Annotated in this window: 20 protein-coding genes, 1 other RNA gene and 1 pseudogene; 13 read left to right on the top strand and 9 right to left on the bottom strand. The window is 56.0% G+C overall.

The annotated features are described in order from the left end of the window. Window positions 1-453 precede the first annotated feature (453 nt). From WEB54_RS04285 to WEB54_RS04295, 3 genes are all read left to right on the top strand, one after another. The gene (locus tag WEB54_RS04285; protein ID WP_368053579.1) at window positions 454-822 is read left to right on the top strand and encodes a DoxX family protein; all 369 of its coding nucleotides are present in this window, start codon (window positions 454-456) and stop codon (window positions 820-822) included. 69 nt (window positions 823-891) lie between these two features. Beyond that, window positions 892-1,245: an ArsR/SmtB family transcription factor gene (locus WEB54_RS04290; RefSeq protein WP_368053581.1), complete on the top strand. Its 354-nt coding sequence runs from the start codon at window positions 892-894 to the stop codon at window positions 1,243-1,245. Beyond that, window positions 1,238-1,780, top strand: a complete 543-nt coding sequence (locus tag WEB54_RS04295; protein ID WP_368053583.1) for an SRPBCC family protein — start codon at window positions 1,238-1,240, stop codon at window positions 1,778-1,780. The genes WEB54_RS04290 and WEB54_RS04295 overlap by 8 nt, the downstream gene beginning before the upstream one ends. Here WEB54_RS04295 and WEB54_RS04300 read toward each other — a convergent pair. Then, a complete protein-coding gene (locus tag WEB54_RS04300) occupies window positions 1,764-2,183 on the bottom strand; it encodes an Rrf2 family transcriptional regulator (RefSeq protein WP_368053585.1) in 420 nt (139 codons plus the stop codon). The genes WEB54_RS04295 and WEB54_RS04300 overlap by 17 nt on opposite strands. 117 nt (window positions 2,184-2,300) lie before the next feature. On the opposite strand from WEB54_RS04300, the gene WEB54_RS04305 reads away from it, so the two are divergent. The 3 genes and pseudogenes from WEB54_RS04305 (at window position 2,301) to WEB54_RS04315 (ending at window position 6,144) form a co-directional block, all read left to right on the top strand. Further along, entirely contained in the window at window positions 2,301-3,200 is a 900-nt protein-coding gene (locus tag WEB54_RS04305) for an NAD(P)/FAD-dependent oxidoreductase (RefSeq protein ID WP_368053587.1), read from the top strand. Window positions 3,201-3,271: 71 nt separating this feature from the next. Beyond that, window positions 3,272-3,400, top strand: a pseudogene (locus tag WEB54_RS04310) (LysE family translocator); the annotation flags it as partial. Window positions 3,401-3,555: 155 nt separating this feature from the next. After that, window positions 3,556-6,144 (top strand): PEP/pyruvate-binding domain-containing protein, encoded by a 2,589-nt coding sequence (locus tag WEB54_RS04315; protein WP_368053589.1) that lies wholly within the window; start codon window positions 3,556-3,558, stop codon window positions 6,142-6,144. A gap of 4 nt (window positions 6,145-6,148) precedes the next feature. Here the strand turns inward: WEB54_RS04315 and gdhA are convergent, their stop codons facing one another. Beyond that, a complete protein-coding gene (gene gdhA / locus WEB54_RS04320; RefSeq protein ID WP_368053591.1) occupies window positions 6,149-7,498 on the bottom strand; it encodes an NADP-specific glutamate dehydrogenase in 1,350 nt (449 codons plus the stop codon). Window positions 7,499-7,963: 465 nt separating this feature from the next. Here gdhA and modF point away from each other — a divergent pair, with 465 nt between their 5' ends. Both modF and WEB54_RS04330 read left to right on the top strand, forming a co-directional pair. Beyond that, on the top strand, window positions 7,964-9,424 hold the full coding sequence (gene modF, locus WEB54_RS04325; RefSeq protein WP_368053593.1) for a molybdate ABC transporter ATP-binding protein ModF: 1,461 nt from the start codon (window positions 7,964-7,966) through the stop codon (window positions 9,422-9,424). A gap of 59 nt (window positions 9,425-9,483) precedes the next feature. Continuing rightward, on the top strand, window positions 9,484-10,230 hold the full coding sequence (locus WEB54_RS04330; RefSeq protein WP_368053595.1) for a YdcF family protein: 747 nt from the start codon (window positions 9,484-9,486) through the stop codon (window positions 10,228-10,230). A gap of 141 nt (window positions 10,231-10,371) precedes the next feature. Here the strand turns inward: WEB54_RS04330 and WEB54_RS04335 are convergent, their stop codons facing one another. Beyond that, complete coding sequence (locus tag WEB54_RS04335) at window positions 10,372-10,821, bottom strand: EVE domain-containing protein (RefSeq protein ID WP_368053597.1); 450 nt, start codon at window positions 10,819-10,821, stop codon at window positions 10,372-10,374. 213 nt (window positions 10,822-11,034) lie between these two features. Here WEB54_RS04335 and WEB54_RS04340 point away from each other — a divergent pair, with 213 nt between their 5' ends. Further along, on the top strand, window positions 11,035-11,196 hold the full coding sequence (locus WEB54_RS04340; RefSeq protein ID WP_368053599.1) for a hypothetical protein: 162 nt from the start codon (window positions 11,035-11,037) through the stop codon (window positions 11,194-11,196). 33 nt (window positions 11,197-11,229) lie between these two features. On the opposite strand, the gene WEB54_RS04345 is transcribed toward WEB54_RS04340, so the two are convergent. The 4 genes from WEB54_RS04345 to WEB54_RS04360 all read right to left on the bottom strand — a co-directional run bounded on the left by WEB54_RS04345 (window position 11,230) and on the right by WEB54_RS04360 (window position 12,802). Then, on the bottom strand, window positions 11,230-11,832 hold the full coding sequence (locus WEB54_RS04345; RefSeq protein WP_368053601.1) for a 5-formyltetrahydrofolate cyclo-ligase: 603 nt from the start codon (window positions 11,830-11,832) through the stop codon (window positions 11,230-11,232). A 116-nt stretch (window positions 11,833-11,948) separates the two neighbouring features. Beyond that, a non-coding RNA gene (ssrS, locus tag WEB54_RS04350) (6S RNA) lies at window positions 11,949-12,127 on the bottom strand. A 151-nt stretch (window positions 12,128-12,278) separates the two neighbouring features. Next, the gene (locus WEB54_RS04355) at window positions 12,279-12,596 is read right to left on the bottom strand and encodes a cell division protein ZapA (protein WP_368053603.1); all 318 of its coding nucleotides are present in this window, start codon (window positions 12,594-12,596) and stop codon (window positions 12,279-12,281) included. Further along, on the bottom strand, window positions 12,593-12,802 hold the full coding sequence (locus WEB54_RS04360) for a TIGR02449 family protein (protein ID WP_368053605.1): 210 nt from the start codon (window positions 12,800-12,802) through the stop codon (window positions 12,593-12,595). Before WEB54_RS04360 ends, WEB54_RS04355 begins: the two co-directional genes overlap by 4 nt. Window positions 12,803-12,995: 193 nt before the next feature. Here WEB54_RS04360 and WEB54_RS04365 point away from each other — a divergent pair, with 193 nt between their 5' ends. Next, a complete protein-coding gene (locus tag WEB54_RS04365; RefSeq protein ID WP_368053607.1) occupies window positions 12,996-13,595 on the top strand; it encodes a UPF0149 family protein in 600 nt (199 codons plus the stop codon). A gap of 16 nt (window positions 13,596-13,611) precedes the next feature. Further along, window positions 13,612-14,946, top strand: coding sequence for a Xaa-Pro aminopeptidase (gene pepP, locus WEB54_RS04370; protein ID WP_368053609.1), 1,335 nt, complete (start codon window positions 13,612-13,614; stop codon window positions 14,944-14,946). Between the two features lie 172 nt (window positions 14,947-15,118). Here pepP and WEB54_RS04375 read toward each other — a convergent pair whose 3' ends face one another. Further along, entirely contained in the window at window positions 15,119-15,295 is a 177-nt protein-coding gene (locus WEB54_RS04375) for a hypothetical protein (protein WP_368053611.1), read from the bottom strand. Between the two features lie 250 nt (window positions 15,296-15,545). Beyond that, on the bottom strand, window positions 15,546-15,827 hold the full coding sequence (locus tag WEB54_RS04380) for a peptidylprolyl isomerase (protein ID WP_368053613.1): 282 nt from the start codon (window positions 15,825-15,827) through the stop codon (window positions 15,546-15,548). 172 nt (window positions 15,828-15,999) lie between these two features. On the opposite strand from WEB54_RS04380, the gene WEB54_RS04385 reads away from it, so the two are divergent. Together WEB54_RS04385 and WEB54_RS04390 are read left to right on the top strand one after the other, a co-directional pair. Then, a complete protein-coding gene (locus WEB54_RS04385; RefSeq protein WP_368053615.1) occupies window positions 16,000-16,233 on the top strand; it encodes a hypothetical protein in 234 nt (77 codons plus the stop codon). A 173-nt stretch (window positions 16,234-16,406) separates the two neighbouring features. Then, on the top strand, window positions 16,407-16,832 hold the full coding sequence (locus WEB54_RS04390; protein WP_368053617.1) for an OsmC family protein: 426 nt from the start codon (window positions 16,407-16,409) through the stop codon (window positions 16,830-16,832). Window positions 16,833-16,844: the final 12 nt, after the last annotated feature.

The raw sequence follows: 16,844 nt of genomic DNA on the forward strand, positions 1-16,844 counted from the left end.
CATCCGCAGTGTGTCCCCGGTCACCTGTCGCCATCGAGCCGCCACATTCCACCGATAAAAATGGTCCGCCACCCCAAGTCTGACACTGGATACAGTGGCAGGCCTCCATGTGAAGGTTACCAGGGGTGGCAGTAATACTGACTTTGCCGCAAAGGCAAACTCCTGTCTGTTCGTTGGCTGACATTGGCTGCACTCCTGCAATAAATCTTGGTTTCCGGATTGATAACAGGATCATGGGCCCATGAATTCAGCCTTTTCCAAACTAAGGTGGCCTCACCATGCCTCAACACCCTCACCGCCCGTTTAGAGGTAATCTACAGGCTCCCAAGCCCTTTACAGGAACCTTTAATGCCTTGACTTTTATATGCTTTAATAGTTATATACTAAGCAGAGCAATTTCATTGATCGACTGACCCTCCTGGCCAGTCAGAACATACAGCGAAGAAGTTAGCAATGAATATTCTATTCTGGGTTCTACAGGTGATTCTGGCGTGGTTGTGCATCGCAGGTGGGTATTTTCAGATGTTCAAGCTCGGTCAGCTACAGGAAGACGTTGCCTCCATGCGCGAGCTTCCGCATAGCCTGTGGATGATGCTCGGGGCTATTGGGTTTATCGCGGGCATTTTCTTGATTCTGCCTGCGGCCCTAGGCCGATTGCCGGTTGTGACGCCTGTTGCTGCGGCGGTTATTGCGGTTCACTCGCTTTTAATCTGCGCCTTGTACCTCTATTACGGTGATCGCGCACCCCTGCCCTACAGCCTCGCCATGGCAGCGATTGCGGCGGTTATTGTCTACGGTCGGTTCGTACTGAAGCCGCTGTAAGGCAACCCCACTTTTTGCCAGCTTTTTAGGTAAAATAAGGCATGAAATCCAGGTGGTAAGCAGAAAGCTATGGAATCAACTTTCGATGTGGTTGCGGAACCGAACCGACGTGCCATCCTGAGCTTGTTACTGGCGAATGAGTGCTCGGTTGGCGAAATTGGGCAGACACTGCAGTTGTCACAACCTTCAGTGTCCAAACATCTGCGGGTATTGCGGGAGGCGGGGTTTGTGGAATCTCGCGTATCCGCACAACGGCGCCTGTACAGAATCAGACCCGAGCCGCTGATGGAACTGGATGCCTGGCTGGCGCCGTTCCGGCGGTATTGGTCGACCCAGATCGATGCGTTGGAGCGACATCTGGATCAGATGGATGACGTGCCGATAGCAGCGACCACCACCAAGGGAAAGAGCCCGGATGAGTAACCGCGAACACTACGAGCCAGGCATGGCCTTCGGCGCGACTATTCAGCAGGATGATGAACAATGGACTCTGGTGCTGGTGCGCGAACTGGCCCACGCCCCTGCCAAAGTCTGGACCGCCATCACCGACCCGGAACACCTGCGCCAATGGGCCCCGTTCGATTCAGACAGAAACCTGGCTACCCCTGGCTCAGTCCGGCTGTCTACCGTCGGAACGCCGACACCCCATGTCACCGAAACCGAAGTTAAGCGAGCCGAGCCACCCACACTGCTGGAAATGAGCTGGGGCGACGCCGACATGCGCTGGGAGCTGGAGCCTCTGCAAAATGGCGGCACCCGGCTAACCCTGTGGCACAGCATTGGTCGCGATTACATTTCAATGGGCGCTGCTGGCTGGCATATCTGCTTTGACGTTCTGGACCGGTTGCTGACCGGCAAGCCGATCGGTCGAATTGTCGGACCCGAGGCAATGAAGTTCGGCTGGCCCCGGTTGAAGGCGGAGTACGAGGGAAAGTTCGGCCCTAAGCCGGACGCTTAAACTCCGCCCCCAGAATATCCAACGTTATCTCGCCAAAGCGCTCCAGCATGAGCGCTTCCGCCTCATTCATAACATCGTTCAGCGCTGCGTTCACCGCGTGTTCTATCGGGCATTGAGTATGCTCGTCGGTCAGGCCGATGGTAAAAATCGAGTTGTCGCCAAGGGCCCGGTGGATGTCCAGCAAGGTCAGCTCACTCAGCGGTTTCGACAACGACCAGCCACCGCTGTGCCCTTTAACAGATTGCACATAACCCTGATCACGCAACAGCGCCATGGTGCGGCGCACCACCACCGGGTTGGTACTGAGCATCTGAGCCAGTACATCCGAGGTAACGGGGCTATCAAAGGCATCCAGATGCACCAGCACGTGCAATACCCGGGATAATCGGCTGTCTTTTCTCATAGTCCACCTATTCAACGAGCCCCAATCCTATCATGGAACTTTTTATGTTACATGTATTGCGCTCGCACATTCCTTGATGTAACAATATTAGTTACATGATGCAGATGAGGAATCACTATGAACGTTGATGTGGTCATAATCGGAGGAAGTTTTGCGGGCCTGGCCGCCGCCATGCAACTGGTGCGTGCCCGCAAAAAGGTGGTTGTGATTGACGCCAATTCACCGCGCAACCGCTTTGCGGAAGCCTCCCATGGTATATTTTGCCTCGACGGCAAAACACCCGCCGAGATTCGCAGCACAGCACTGGCTCAGTTGCGCGCCTACCCAACCTTTGAATTGATTGAAGAATACGCACTGGCTATCGAATCCTCGGGTGATGGCTTTGCTGCGATAACCGAAAGCGGCCAGCGCCTGAACGCCAAACGGGTGATCCTGGCCATGGGCATTACTGACACACTGCCTGACATTCCGGGCCTACAGGAACGCTGGGGCAAGACCGTCGTTCATTGCCCCTATTGTCACGGGTATGAACTCAGTGATCGTGCCCTCGGTGTATTGGCCACCAGTGAGATGTCATTCCACCAAGCCGCCATGATTCCCGACTGGGGCGCAACCACGCTCTTTACTCAGGGCCGGTTCAAGCCGGAAGGCGACACGCTGAAGCACCTGCTGGCACGCGGCGTTATCCTCGAACACTCACCGATTGTTGAGGTTCTGGGCAACGATGTGGACGTTGAAGGAGTGCTACTGGCCAATGGCCGAACAGTCCCCATTCAGGGGTTGTATGTAGGTCCGAGAATTACGCTGAACTCGCCTTTAATCGAACAACTGAAACTGGAGATAGAGGAAACACCACTGGGCTCCATCGTGAAAGTGGACGGAATGAAAGAAAGTTCATTAAAAGGCTTATACGTAGCGGGCGATCTATCAAACCCCATGCAAAACGGCACCTTCGCCATCGCATCGGGCACCATGGCGGGCGTTGCGGTTCATCGGTCGCTTATTTTCGATACCTAAGAGTCTGTCGACTAATACTCACCTCAATTTTGTGCAATACCCTAGCCCGCCGCTATAGCAGACTGCAGACATTGCCACTCAGGAGGACAGCAATGAGTCTTTCCATGTTTCTGCCAATGTCGGCGTTTGCCCTTGCGGCCTCGATCTCACCGGGGCCAGTTAACCTGGTGTGCTTGAGCAGCGGCACCCGTTATCCGCTTCGTGATCAACCGAGCCCTGGCGGTGCTACTCGCTGCCAGCTGCGTCTACAGCCATTCAATTTTTATGTCAGGGTTGTTGGCTTAAAACCGGTGGCGAAGTGAGCAAGAGGCGCTTACCTTAGCATGATGTGTGTATTCAGGAATAAGACAACCGAATGACTGATCTAATCAGGGTTTCAACCGGCCTGAGTCAGCTCGACCGCTTGCTCGATGACCTGCGCATTGGTGATAACGTCGTCTGGCGGGTCAGCGACCTCGACGATTACCGGCGTCTGGTCACGCTCTTCGCCGAGGCCGCCGTAAAGCAACAACGTGACATCATTTACGTGCGCTTTGGGCAGCAAGCGCCACTGCTCGCCGCCAGCCCCGGTGTCCGGGTGGTGCCGGTAGAGGCAGAAGGTGGATTCGAGTCATTCACCCAACGCGTCTGGCAGCTGATTACCGATTACGGCCGCGGCGCTTTTTATGTGTTCGACAGCCTCTCGGAATTGCTGGATGCCTGGGCTACAGACACCATGGTCGGTCACTTTTTTCAGGTGGTATGCCCCTACCTTTATGAGCTGGATACGGTTGCCTATTTTGCCCTAAATGCCCAGCGTCATTCACGCGCGACCGTGTCGCGCATTCGCCAGACAACGCAGGTACTGATCGATATCCACCACTATGAATCATCGCGTCAACTTCAACCAGTCAAGGTCTGGCAACGGCACCGACCGACATTGTTTTTGCCGCATCACTGGCACAGCGATAATACCTTTGAGCCGGTTCAGGACAGCGCATCGGCAACGGCACTACAGACCGCCATCGCACTGCAAAACGATGCAGACAGTCAGCGCCTTGGTCTTGATTACTGGGACCACCTCTTTGTTCAGGCCGAACAACGCCTGGCTGAGTCGGGTGACGATGACGCGCTCAAAGAGCGAATTCTGACCGTACTGATTGCTCGCCAACCTCGCATGCTGTCATTGGCACGCGAGTACCTGTCGCTGGCCGACCTGGTCGGAATCCGTCAGCGTTTGATTGGCAGTGGCTTTATTGGTGGCAAAGCCGTGGGCATGATCCTCGCCCGGGCGATTCTGGCACGCGAAGAACCAGAACTGACCGCCGACCACCTCGATCCTCACGACTCCTGGTACCTGGGGGCCGATGCATTTTATTCTTTCCTGGTGCACAACGATTGCTGGCCGCGGTTTATGCAGCAACGAACGCCTGCGGGCTGCTACCGCGACGCGCCAGCCTTGCGTCAGGCGATACGCCAGGGCAACTTCCCGCTGGAGGTTCATCAGGGGCTTGAACGCCTGCTCGACTACTACGGTCAGTACCCGATCATGGTTCGCTCCAGCAGCGTGCAGGAAGACGGCTTTGGCAACGCCTTCGCCGGCAAGTACGAGAGCGTGTTTCTGGTGAATCAGGGCAGTCCGGAAGAACGGCTCGCCGCACTTGAACAGGCTATTTGCACTGTCTACGCGTCGGCCCTGAGCGATGAAGCCCTGCACTACCGGGAACAACGGGGCCTGCTCGACCAGGAAGAGCCAATGGCTTTGCTGATTCAACGGGTCAATGGCAGTTACCACGACCACTATTATCTGCCCGATGCTGCCGGTGTGGGCGTATCGCGCAACGCTTTCGTTTGGGATGAGAGCATGGACCCAAGCGCTGGCATGGTTCGCCTGGTGATGGGACTGGGCACCCGGGCCGTAGACCGCATCAGCGGTGACCACGCCGCGATGATCGCCCTCGATCAACCCAACAAACAGCCCTACCGAACCCGGGATGAACGCTATCAGCATTCACAACATCAGGTGGATGTACTGGATATCACCGGTACCGGTCTGACCACGATACCGGTGCAGCGCCTTGCGGCTGAAACCACTGATCTGCCATTCGACCACCTGGCTGAGGTGGACCGCGAAGCCGGCAAGCGCGCCCGGGAACTGAAGCTGTACAGCCCGGTCTGGCGACTGACCTTTCAGGCTTTGCTTAACCAGACCGCCTTTACCACTCAACTGCAACGCTGCCTGCACCAGCTTGAAAACGCCTACGGCCAACCGGTGGATACCGAGTTCACCCTGAGGCTGAATGATCAGGGAGCGCCCCACATCAACCTGGTGCAGTGTCGCCCGCTCGGCACCCTGGGCACAGTGCGACCTGTTGAGTTTCCGGATGCAGTGCCGGATGACCAGGTGCTGTTTCAGACAAAAGGGCACTTCATGGGCGGTACCATGGACTGGACGTTCAACCGCCTACTTTGGGTGGATGCCGAGGCCTATGCGCCCCTGTCACAGCCACAGAAACAGGCAGTCGCCCGATTAATCGGAGATTGGAATCGTCATCTCGACAAGGAAGACCGGGTATTGCTGATTGGGCCCGGCCGTTGGGGCGCCAGCAGCCCGGAGCTGGGCGTACCGGTGCGTTTTTCGGATATCCACAGGGTCAATGTTCTGGTTGAGGTAGCGGATCTCGGGCGTGGACTGGTGCCGGAACTGTCTTATGGCTCGCACTTTTTTATGGATCTGGTCGAAAACCAGACGGGCTATGTTGCGCTCTTTCCGCAACAGTCGGATCAGCAAGTTCAACTGGAGCCACTGGCCGATTTCCCCGCCCTGGCACACCCGGACGACAGCGAAGCAGCTCAGGATGAAACCGTGGCCCGATGCCTTCGGGTGATCGACTCAGGCGCAACGCCGGTGCGCCTGGTGTCGGATGTGGTCACGCAGCGTTGCCTGTGCTGGTGGCCGGGATGACGGGTTAAACGAGGCCCATGGCATCCATGGCGCGAGCGACTTTCAGAAAGCCCGCGATGTTGGCGCCTACCACGTAATTACCGGGTGAACCAAACTCATCGGCGGTCTCGAACGCCGACTTGTGAATGTCGACCATGATCTGGTGCAGCCGGGATTCGGTGTGCTTGAACGTCCAGGCATCACGGCTAGCATTTTGCTGCATTTCCAGAGCGCTGGTGGCCACCCCGCCCGCGTTGGCCGCCTTGCCGGGCCCGAAGGCAATACCTGCCTCTTCAAAAATGCTCACGCCCTCAGGTGTCGTTGGCATATTCGCGCCTTCGGCAACGGCGATCACACCGTTTTCTACCAGGGTTTTAGCGTCTTTCCCGTTCAGTTCGTTCTGGGTAGCACAAGGTAAGGCGATGTCGCAGGGCACACTCCAAATATCACCGTTTTCAGTGTATCGGGCTTTGGTGCGGGTTTCGGTGTAGGCACTCAGTCGGCGACGCTCAACCTCCTTCAACCGCTTCAGCAGATCCAGATCTATGCCCTGTTCATCAACAATAATCCCGCTGGAATCCGAACAGGCGATGACTGTCGCTCCTAACTGTGTGGCTTTTTCAATGGCGTAAATGGCCACGTTACCCGAGCCGGAAACCACCACCTTTTTGCCGTCAATGCTGTCGTTTCGCGCTTTGAGCATTTCATCTACAAAGTAAACGGTGCCATACCCGGTGGCTTCCGTGCGAGCCAGGATACCGCCCCAATCCAGCCCCTTACCGGTCAAAACACCAGACTCATAGCGGTTGGTGATGCGTTTGTACTGGCCAAACAGATAGCCGATTTCCCGCTGGCCAACGCCAATATCTCCGGCTGGCACGTCAGTATATTCACCCATATGACGATACAGCTCAGTCATCAGGCTCTGGCAAAACCGCATGACTTCCGAATCAGACTTCCCTTTGGGGTCAAAATCGCTCCCACCCTTACCACCGCCAATGGGCATACTGGTCAGCGCATTTTTGAAAATCTGCTCAAAACCGAGGAACTTGATGATGCCGAGATAGACCGAGGGGTGAAACCGCATCCCGCCTTTATAGGGCCCCAGGGCCGAATTGAATTCCACCCGGAAGGCGCGGTTGATGTGAACCTCACCTTTGTCGTCCTGCCAGGGCACCCGGAAGATGATCTGCCGCTCTGGCTCACAAATACGCTGTATGATCTTTTGCTCGGCAAATTCAGGGTACTTCACCAGAACCGGACCCAGCGTCTCCAGCACTTCGTGAACGGCCTGATGAAACTCATCCTCGCCCGGATTTCGGTGCAAAACATCCCGGTATATCTGATCCAGTTTTTCGTCCAGTCGAGCAGACATACGTCTCTCCAATCGAAGTATTGTTATTAACCGGCCCTCGGCCGATTATGGGAATTCAGCGCGCATTACCGGTCATTGCAGCATAAGGCTGACCTAAAGTGCAATTGAACTGTGGGTCCGAACACCCTGAACGCAGTTTCCCTAGGAGTCTGTCGGACTTAGGGGATCGAAGCGAGGGAGTGGGACGACGAGGCCAAATATTCGCAAATTTCGTGTGCATAGTGGGCCTATGTTCTCGAAATTTGCGGATATTTGGGCCGTTGTCCCGCTTCCGCAGCCGATTCATCCTAAGTCCGACAGACTCCTAGCGGTCGCTCAAGCATCCCGTTTGGCCCGCCGCCCCATACCGCCCGGCCACCCCCCACAATCTGCAACACCCTCTTGGCAAAGATGACCTTGATCATGGGGCGGACTGCGCCTAGCGTAACGGGCTTTAGCCATCTTTCACAAAATGCAGGTATCGGTATGCAGTTTGAACACCTTTCCGTGGCGGCGCCCAGGGGGCCTGCTTTGCATTTGGCTGACTGGGCGCTTGAACCGGGCGAACGTTGGGTTGTGCTCGGTGGCAATGGCAGCGGCAAGAGTACGCTGGCGCGCTTGCTGTGTGACGAGTTGCAACCAGCATCAGGAACGCTGCGGAACCGGCCCGAGCGGGTGCATTGGCTGTCGCTGGAAAACCAGCAGGCGCTGTACGAGCGTGAACTCTACCGGGATGAAACGGATCTGACCGATCACATCGACCCGGGTACGACGGTGCGCGAACTGATGGAGGAAATCGCCCCCTGGTCAGCCCGTCACGATGAACTCGTCGCCAGCCTCGGTATGCATAACCTGCTGGAACGGGGTTATCGATTGCTCAGTTCCGGGGAAGGTCGCAAGGTAATGCTGGCGCGAGCAGTACTCGAACAGCCGAATTTGCTGTTGCTCGATGAACCCTATGAAGGGCTCGACCCGGTAGCAAGACGAGACCTGGAAACCGCGCTTGGGCTGTTGGCTAAACAGGGCCAGTGGCTGATGCTACTGATCAACCAGCGACAGGATATTCCGGAATGGGCCAGCCATTTGGCCCTGCTGGACCGGGGGCGACTGATGTTGAACGGCGCCGCCGGTGACGTTCAGGCTCACCCTGACTGGCAGGCCGCACTCGCCTTTACTCGCGCCGATGCGCTGACCTTGCCACCGCGCCAGTCTGATTTTCAATTACCCGACTGGCCCGCTGACCAGCCGTTGGTCGACCTGCAAAATGGCCGAGTTGAATACGCCACCGGCGTTCAGTTTGAAGGCCTTAACTGGCAACTGATGCCCGGAGAACACACCCAGATCATTGGCCCCAATGGGTGTGGCAAATCGACGCTGCTGAGTCTCGTCAGTGGCGACCACCCGCAGTGCTATGCCAACCACCTGACGGTGTTTGGCTATCGGCGTGGCCGGGGTGAGACCATCTGGGACATTAAAAAGCATCTTGGGTTGGTTTCCGGTGCGTTACATCGGGATTATCGGGTCGCGGGTAATGTCATCACGGCAGTGGTATCCGGACTGAGCGATTCGATTGGGGTCTACACCAACACCGGTGCCGAAGAAGCACACCTGGCGCACCAGTGGCTTGAACTGCTGGGGCTGGACCATCGCGCGGGCGATGCGTTTCGCAGCCTTTCGACCGGCGAGCAACGCCTGGTGCTAATCGCCCGGGCGCTGATCAAACAGCCGCCGTTGCTAATTCTCGATGAACCGACCCAGGGCCTGGACGACGTTAACCGGTTCCGGGTTTTGGCGGCGATGGAACGCATTCTGGATACCGGGCCGTCCACGCTGCTCTTTGTCAGCCATCGCGAAGACGAGCACCCGGCACTGATCCAAACCCGCCTTCAGTTCGAACCGGATACCAGTGGTGCCGCCCTGTACCGAGTGCAGGTACAATCCCGTTAGTGGCCAACGCAGACGGTTAAACGCTCAGGGACTTCGTTTATAAGGACATGCCCCTCACCATGCGCTATTTATTGAAAACACTTGCCCTGCCACCAGCCAGCTCACTTCTGCTGGCGGTGCTCGCACTGATCCTGTGGCGTCGCCACCCTAAAATCGCCCGGGTGCTGTCGATCACTTCGTTGGTCAGCTTCTGGTTGCTGGCCACGCCGGCCGTCAGCATCGCCCTGATGCAATCGCTGGAGCGTCAGCACCGCGTTTTATTTCCAGATCAACTGGCGACAACAGACGCTGAAGCCATTGTTATTCTGTCTGGCGGCATGGATTCTCATGCCTCGGAATTCGGCTACCCGGTATCAGACGCTCACACCCTGGTCCGGTTACGTTACGGGGCTTTTCTGCAACGGGAGACCGGGCTGCCTGTTCTGACGACTGGTGGCCACCTGTACCGTGATTCTGATCTGTCGCTTGCCGAGGTCATGGCAAACGACTTGCGCAACGACTTCCAGCTACTCACCGAATGGACGGAAAACCGCAGCCGCACGACGCTGGAGAACGCCCGATTCAGTGCTCAAATATTAAATGACGCTGGCATCAACCACATTTTACTGGTGACCGAAGGCTTCCATATGCCCCGCTCAGTCAGGGTTTTTGAGCAAACCGGATTGACAGTCACCCCCACACCGACCGCCAAAACCTGGGAAGACATCAGCGCACTCAGTGGTTGGTTGCCTACCAGCCGTGCCTTGCACCAGAGCAACCAGGCGCTGCATGAATACCTGGGCATGCTGGTCTATCGCTGGCTTTAGCCTGTGCTTAAACCTTGCTCCCAGGTGCATCCACCAGTTTAAAACTGGTATGTCGCAGGCGCTGGCTCAGCAGGTGGGAGACTTTCCAGAGAACGCGGAACGCCAGATCCAGCTCATGCCAGCGGCGGCACCGGTATCTGATTAAAGCCTTTCCAGTCGCTGCCATTCGGCGTTAGTGACCGGGCTGACCGATAGCCGGGACTGGCGCAGTAAGACCATCTGCTCAAGGTCCGGCACGGCTTTGATCGCTTTCAGGCTGACCACACCTGGCCAGTGTCTTACATAACGAATCTGCACCACCGACCAGCGATTGTTGTTGGCCGAGCTTTTCGGGTCGAAATAGGGAGATTCCGGGTTCACGGCATCCGGGTCGGGGCCTGGGCCTGTGATCACTTCGCCTTCACCCACTATGCCAGGCTCTGCGCAGGAAGAATGGTAAATCAACACCCGTTCACCGGGCGTCATCTCGCGCAAGAAGTTCCGCGCCTGGTAATTGCGAATGCCGTTCCAAGGCTCGCCTTTGACCCCGGCAGCGGCCAAATCGTCGATGGAAAAGACATCCGGTTCGGTTTTTAGCAGCCAATTTGTCATTTTTTTGCCCGTTTGTGCGTATTAAAAATAAAATAATTTGATCTTCATCACAGATTTGCCACATTAATTGACAGATACTCCGCCATGATTCTGACAGATCAATAGAATTCGATTAGTATCAAAGTAGAATGAAGTCCCACCGGTGTCGAGGCCGGTGTAAACAGACCGGTCAATCCGGCTAACCATAATCAATTATTAAAAAAAGAAAGCCTTATGAAACGCAGTAAACCGGATATTCTGGTGATGCTGGCGCTGATACTCGGTCTGGGAGTGACCCTGAGTGGCATGTCGAAAGGAGAGAATCGCGAGCGCATCAACGATGTGAATGCCAAAGCGTCCGGTATCCTGTTAGGAACCGAGCTTAACCGCCAATAATCGTCCTGGCTGGTCGCCCGATTGACCCAGTAGCTATTTGTAGACTCTCTGGTCGGTGATCACCGCCGCCAGAGGCAAGTCCCAACCTTCTTGTGGAATGGCTATCACCCGCTGGCACTCATGCGCTACGCCCAGACGCTGTGGCTGCTGTGGCCAGCGCTGTTCATGGGCGAACGTCCGATCGTAAAAACCACCGCCCATTCCCAGCCGACCACCTTCAGCATCGAACCCCACCAGCGGCATTAACACCCAGTCCAGCGTCCAGGTAGGAATTCGTTCCGGATTGGCGGGCTCGGGAATGCCAAAGCGGTTGCGCCGCATAGGCTCGCCAGGTCGCCAATGGCAGAACCACAGGTGCGGCCGCACCGGATCCAACGGGTTTAACACCGGTAAAAATAACGATTTGCCGTCGCCGACGAGTTGCTTGATCAAGGGGTTCAAATTGATTTCACCGTCATTGGCCCAGTACAGAGCAATGCGCCGGGTGCGCGAGTAATCGGGGTGGCGGCGGACCTGCCGGATCAAGCCTTTCGCGGCATGGTGTTGTTCGGTTGCCGACAAGGCTCGGCGACGCGCGCGCAATTCTTTGCGTAAAGCGCGTTTGTGACGGGCGATATCCGGGTCGGGCTGCTTCATCCGGTACAGATTCCTGAGTCAAGATGCCTGCAGACGGAGCGAAAGGGGGTTGCCCAGGCAACAGGCCTGAACAGAGAGCGATGTGCGCCCATAATTAACAAGGGCGTCGTAAAACAGATATCCCCAGACTACCGCTGCCATGAGAGACCTTGAACCGCAGAGTTCAAGGCGGCGTCCCTCGTGATAAATTAGGCTTTCCGACAAGCGGACATGCTCACATTATCAGCTAAGAGACACCTGGGTATACATTATCGGCTCGAGGACTTTGCATAGCTGGCGCATAGCCCAGGGATCCCCCGAATTATAATGAAAATGCGGCGAATGACAGTCTTGACAGATACGATTTATTCACTTCCCGATCACTTTGAAACGCCCGCCTCGCCTGGGACACGCTCTCTGGGCCGACAACGCTGATCGAAAAATTTTCGTCCCCGGGGACTTAACCGTCAGTCGTCTTCGTTCAAATCCATCGCGATGCTGATTTGCTCTGGCAACGCCTGGCTGATTTTCTGCTCAAGCCGCGCCAGCGTATCCTGATCATCGGCGACGACTGGGGTGGTATCGAGCAACTCCCGGGTCAGGTTCAGTGCCGCCATCACCGCAATGCGCTCGATGCCGAACACCTTGCCGGTCACCCGAATTTCCTTCATTTTCCGATCCAGCGCCCGCGCCGCTTCTTCCAGCTTGGGTTCCTGGCCTTCAGGGCAGGCGACGCGGTATTCACGGTCAAGAATAGTGACCGTCAGGGTCTGTAAATTGCTCATTCCGATTGCTCCATGGCCCGCAAGCGCACTATCATCGCTTCGACCCGGTCGCGGGCCAGCTCATTCTGTTTAATCAGTTTGGCACGCTCGGCTTGCCAGGCAGACCGCTCGGCTTTCAGCAGCTGATTTTCCTGCTCCAGGCGCTGAAACTGGTCGAGCAAGGCGTCCAGTTTGTGTTCCAGACTCTTCAGGGATGGTTCAGACATAGGCAGGCCAGCTTTGTTTACGGGGGCCTACTATATAAACGCGGCTTGGCAACGGTCAACGACTGCGGTCATAGCTTGAGCTGTGATAGCATGTTTTATAGGTAAAAAGTATCAGTAAAAGTGACGTCCGGACTGGACCCGGACCCGCGCATTCCCTGGGCCACCCCCTCCCGGCCCCCCGATTGGAGCCTTCATGTCCGACTCGTCAACAAAACACTCTGAACCCCGCCCTGAAGCCCCTGAGATGGCTTATGAAGACCTCGCCGAGCTGTTCCGACGCCTCGGTACCGGCCAAACGCCGACGTCGCTGCATGCGTCTCTGGCGGGTATATTGGCCGCAGGCCACCGCATGAGCAGTGAAGACTGGGTGCACTGGGCCCTGGACCTGATAGCCCCGACAGAAACCGTCACCGAAGGGCACCATATTATTCTAAAAGGCCTGTACGTCTGGACCCTGCAATCGCTCGAAGACACCGGTCTCGGCTTTACCCTACTGTTGCCCTCAGATGATGCCCCACTGGATGAACGCCTCGATGCGCTCAGCGACTGGAGTGGCAGCTTCCTCGGCGCCTTTGGCTCCGTCGGCGTGGTGGCAGAAGGCCAAGCCCTGCCGGAAGCCGTAGAAGAAGTGCTGGAAGATTTATCGGCCATTGCCCAGGTCGATACCGAATACGAAGAAGGCGACCAGGCTGAGGCCGACTTCCTGGCGATCAGCGAACACGTGCGCCTCGGCGTGCTGACGCTGTTCTTGGAATACAACGCCAGTGACGACAAACCCCCGGTGGTTCACTGACTATGAGGGCGACAACATGAAACACATCAGCCCGGCGGAATTTGCCGAACGGCGCAAGCGTTTGATGGAACAGATGGCTGATAACAGCATCGCCATCCTGCCGTCCGCCACTGAAACTATTCGCAACAACGACGTACACCACCGCTTTCGTCAGAACAGCGATTTCATGTACCTGACCGGCTTTCGCGAACCCGATGCGGTGCTGGTGTTGATGCCCGGCCGCGAGCAGGGCGAATACGTTCTGTTCGTGCGCGACAAAGACCCGGCCCGGGAAATCTGGGATGGCTACCGCGCTGGCCCCGACGGCGCCGTCGAGCAATACCAGGCCGACGATGCCTTCCCGATAGACGACATCGACGACATTCTGCCAGGCCTGATGGAAAGCCGCAGCCGCGTCTATTCGCAAATGGGTGTCGACGGCGACTTCGACCACCAGCTGATGACCTGGGTCAACCAGATTCGCGCCAAGGTGCGCACCGGGGCCCAGCCGCCGGAAGACTTTTCCGACATGTCGCACCTGCTGCACGACCTGCGCTTGTTCAAATCGAAACAGGAAATCGCGATCATGCGCGAGGCCGCCAAAATTAGCGCCCGCGCTCACACCCGCGCCATGCAAGTCTGCAAACCCGGCATGATGGAATACCAGCTACAAGCCGAAATTGAACACGAATGCATGATGGCAGGCAGCCCCTGGCCCGCCTACCCGGCCATTGTTGGCAGCGGCGACAACGCCTGCATTCTGCACTACATTGAAAACACCGCCAAAATCAAAGACGGCGACCTGGTGCTGATCGACGCCGGTTGCGAATTGGAATTCTACGCCTCCGACATCACCCGCACCTTCCCCGCCAACGGCCACTTCAGCACCGAACAACGCGCCATTTACGACCTGGTGCTGAGAGCCCAGTACGCCAGCATCGAAGCCGTACGCCCCGGCCAGCCCTGGATCGCCCCACACGAAACTACGGTGCGTGTGCTGGTCGAAGGCCTGGTCGAACTCGGCTTGCTCGATGGCAACGTCGACGACCTGATCGCCAGCAACGCCTACGCCCCTTTTTTCATGCACAAGACCGGCCACTGGCTGGGTATGGATGTACACGATGTCGGCGACTACAAAGTCGGCGGTAAATGGCGCGTGCTGGAACCCGGCATGGCGCTGACCATCGAACCCGGCCTCTATATTTCTCCACACAATACCAAGGTCGAGGAACGCTGGCGTGGCATTGGCGTACGCATCGAAGACGATGTTGTGGTTACTCGCGAAGGCTGCGAAGTGTTGACCCAGGATGTGGTGAAAGACCCGGCAGATGTCGAGGCCTTGATGAAGGGTGGGCAGAGCAGCTTGTTTTAAGTAAGTTGCGTTGAATGGATAGAAAAAAGGCCCACTTATTCGGGCCTATTCACTTTACGATCAAGCGCATAACAGTGGTGTCGTTTATCTCTACTGATTTTGCAAACTAACCGTGTAATTGGGCGTCTGTTCGACAAATTTCGATGGACGCCTATGCCGGGACAACTCTCTACTAAGGTTCGGCTCGTGCCGCGTCCACATCGATCATCTCGATGGCACTCAACGCCGCTTCAATAGCCCCCTCCTGACATAACCCCAACATCGAGGCTTCTTCAAATGCAGTCTGCGCTGCCTCCTTGCACGCGGCGCGCGTCGCTTCAGCCCATTGTCGGGCCTGCTGTTCTGTCATGGCGTTGTCTCCACAGTATTTGGCATCAATCCGTCCGGCGATTTAGCCGGACCGTTAAATATGTGGTTATAACCAGCAACCAGAATGCACCCACCATCAACCAGAGCCAGGCGAATGTAGCTCAGCAGTGTCCACCAGGTAGGCAGTGGCGCGGCGAACCAGTAGCCAGTAGCACCGGTACGGGATAAAGCAGCGAAACCAACCTGACCTCTGCTGACAAGCTAAGCAGGGGTCAGGTTAGGGGAATGGCTTAATCGGTACGCTGAGTAACTTCCAGCAAATGATAGCCAAACTGGGTCTTAACCGGGCCCTGAACTTCATCGACCGGGGCACTGAATACAACCCGATCGAACTCGGGGACCATTTGGCCAGGGCCAAAGCTTCCCAGATCGCCACCATTGCTACCGGATGGGCATTTGGAATGCTGCTGCGCCAACACGGCAAAGTCTTCACCGGCGGCAATCTTTGATTTCAGGTCGTTACAGGTTGCTTCGTCTTCAACCAAAATATGACGTGCTGAGGCTTGAGCCATGGTTTTACTCTCACTATTTAATAAGAATTAAGGGATCACCATCTTAGCATATATAGGTGCCTGAAATCAGCCTTACAACTGCTTAGTCCATAGCAGTCAAGGCACCCGTGTGCCCAATCCAACTGAATGCACTATCTTTATTGCGCCCGCAATTCATCAGGAGATCGAGATAATGACACATTACAAGATCATAAACGTAATCAGTAAACCCAAGACAGAAGCCGGTTTGAAGAAGTACGAAGTAACCATTGAAGATACGAGTGGAAACCTAACCAAAAAAACGATTACACCGCCGCCCGGCCAGTTCAGAGAATTTATTGCTGAACATTACCCGGACGCAAAAATAACCTATTCATTTGATACGTCTACTTTGGATGAATTCCTGGATCCGGAGCAAGACCAATAGACACTATTGGTTCGCAGTCCCTTATGGGTTTACAAACACTTGAAAATAGCTCGCAACGGCGGCGGCATTGTTGGCATTCACTGACGTTACATAAGCTAACGATGGGTTAACTTGATATTCGCTCAGTTTGGCCTAACGTCCTATTCGTCATCCATTGTAATAGGACATTACTCATGAAACGTCACGCAAGCGCGCATTGGCAAGGTGGATTGAAAGATGGACAGGGAACTGTCTCCACAGAAAGCGGCGTGCTGGACAAGCAACAGTACGCATTTGGCACCCGTTTTGAAAATGGCAAGGGCACCAACCCGGAAGAACTGATTGGTGCGGCGCATGCCGGTTGTTATTCCATGGCCCTGTCGATGATTCTCGGTGAAGCAGGCATGACCGCCGACAGCATTGACACCAAGGCCGCCGTTACCCTGGACCAGGTCGACGACGGGTTTGCCGTCACCGCAGTGCACCTGACGCTGACAGCCAGTATTCCCGGCGCCGACGAGAAGAAATTCAAGGAAGCGGCTGAAGCGGCCAAAAAAGGATGCCCCATTTCGAAGCTGTTGAACGCAACCATAACGCTGGATGCCACGTTAAAAGCCTAATGAACTAACCGG

The sequence above is a fragment of the Saccharospirillum sp. genome, assembly GCF_040881935.1.
Taxonomy (GTDB): domain Bacteria; phylum Pseudomonadota; class Gammaproteobacteria; order Pseudomonadales; family Natronospirillaceae; genus Saccharospirillum.

What these genes read in the sequence shown, in the direction of transcription:
- WEB54_RS04285 (WP_368053579.1), top strand. Translation starts at nt 454, where the DNA reads ATGAATATTCTATTCTGGGTTCTACAGGTGATTCTGGCGTGGTTGTGC.
- WEB54_RS04290 (WP_368053581.1), top strand. Translation starts at nt 892, where the DNA reads ATGGAATCAACTTTCGATGTGGTTGCGGAACCGAACCGACGTGCCATC.
- WEB54_RS04295 (WP_368053583.1), top strand. Translation starts at nt 1,238, where the DNA reads ATGAGTAACCGCGAACACTACGAGCCAGGCATGGCCTTCGGCGCGACT.
- WEB54_RS04300 (WP_368053585.1), bottom strand. Translation starts at nt 2,183, where the DNA reads ATGAGAAAAGACAGCCGATTATCCCGGGTATTGCACGTGCTGGTGCAT.
- WEB54_RS04305 (WP_368053587.1), top strand. Translation starts at nt 2,301, where the DNA reads ATGAACGTTGATGTGGTCATAATCGGAGGAAGTTTTGCGGGCCTGGCC.
- WEB54_RS04315 (WP_368053589.1), top strand. Translation starts at nt 3,556, where the DNA reads ATGACTGATCTAATCAGGGTTTCAACCGGCCTGAGTCAGCTCGACCGC.
- gdhA (WP_368053591.1), bottom strand. Translation starts at nt 7,498, where the DNA reads ATGTCTGCTCGACTGGACGAAAAACTGGATCAGATATACCGGGATGTT.
- modF (WP_368053593.1), top strand. Translation starts at nt 7,964, where the DNA reads ATGCAGTTTGAACACCTTTCCGTGGCGGCGCCCAGGGGGCCTGCTTTG.
- WEB54_RS04330 (WP_368053595.1), top strand. Translation starts at nt 9,484, where the DNA reads ATGCGCTATTTATTGAAAACACTTGCCCTGCCACCAGCCAGCTCACTT.
- WEB54_RS04335 (WP_368053597.1), bottom strand. Translation starts at nt 10,821, where the DNA reads ATGACAAATTGGCTGCTAAAAACCGAACCGGATGTCTTTTCCATCGAC.
- WEB54_RS04340 (WP_368053599.1), top strand. Translation starts at nt 11,035, where the DNA reads ATGAAACGCAGTAAACCGGATATTCTGGTGATGCTGGCGCTGATACTC.
- WEB54_RS04345 (WP_368053601.1), bottom strand. Translation starts at nt 11,832, where the DNA reads ATGAAGCAGCCCGACCCGGATATCGCCCGTCACAAACGCGCTTTACGC.
- WEB54_RS04355 (WP_368053603.1), bottom strand. Translation starts at nt 12,596, where the DNA reads ATGAGCAATTTACAGACCCTGACGGTCACTATTCTTGACCGTGAATAC.
- WEB54_RS04360 (WP_368053605.1), bottom strand. Translation starts at nt 12,802, where the DNA reads ATGTCTGAACCATCCCTGAAGAGTCTGGAACACAAACTGGACGCCTTG.
- WEB54_RS04365 (WP_368053607.1), top strand. Translation starts at nt 12,996, where the DNA reads ATGTCCGACTCGTCAACAAAACACTCTGAACCCCGCCCTGAAGCCCCT.
- pepP (WP_368053609.1), top strand. Translation starts at nt 13,612, where the DNA reads ATGAAACACATCAGCCCGGCGGAATTTGCCGAACGGCGCAAGCGTTTG.
- WEB54_RS04375 (WP_368053611.1), bottom strand. Translation starts at nt 15,295, where the DNA reads ATGACAGAACAGCAGGCCCGACAATGGGCTGAAGCGACGCGCGCCGCG.
- WEB54_RS04380 (WP_368053613.1), bottom strand. Translation starts at nt 15,827, where the DNA reads ATGGCTCAAGCCTCAGCACGTCATATTTTGGTTGAAGACGAAGCAACC.
- WEB54_RS04385 (WP_368053615.1), top strand. Translation starts at nt 16,000, where the DNA reads ATGACACATTACAAGATCATAAACGTAATCAGTAAACCCAAGACAGAA.
- WEB54_RS04390 (WP_368053617.1), top strand. Translation starts at nt 16,407, where the DNA reads ATGAAACGTCACGCAAGCGCGCATTGGCAAGGTGGATTGAAAGATGGA.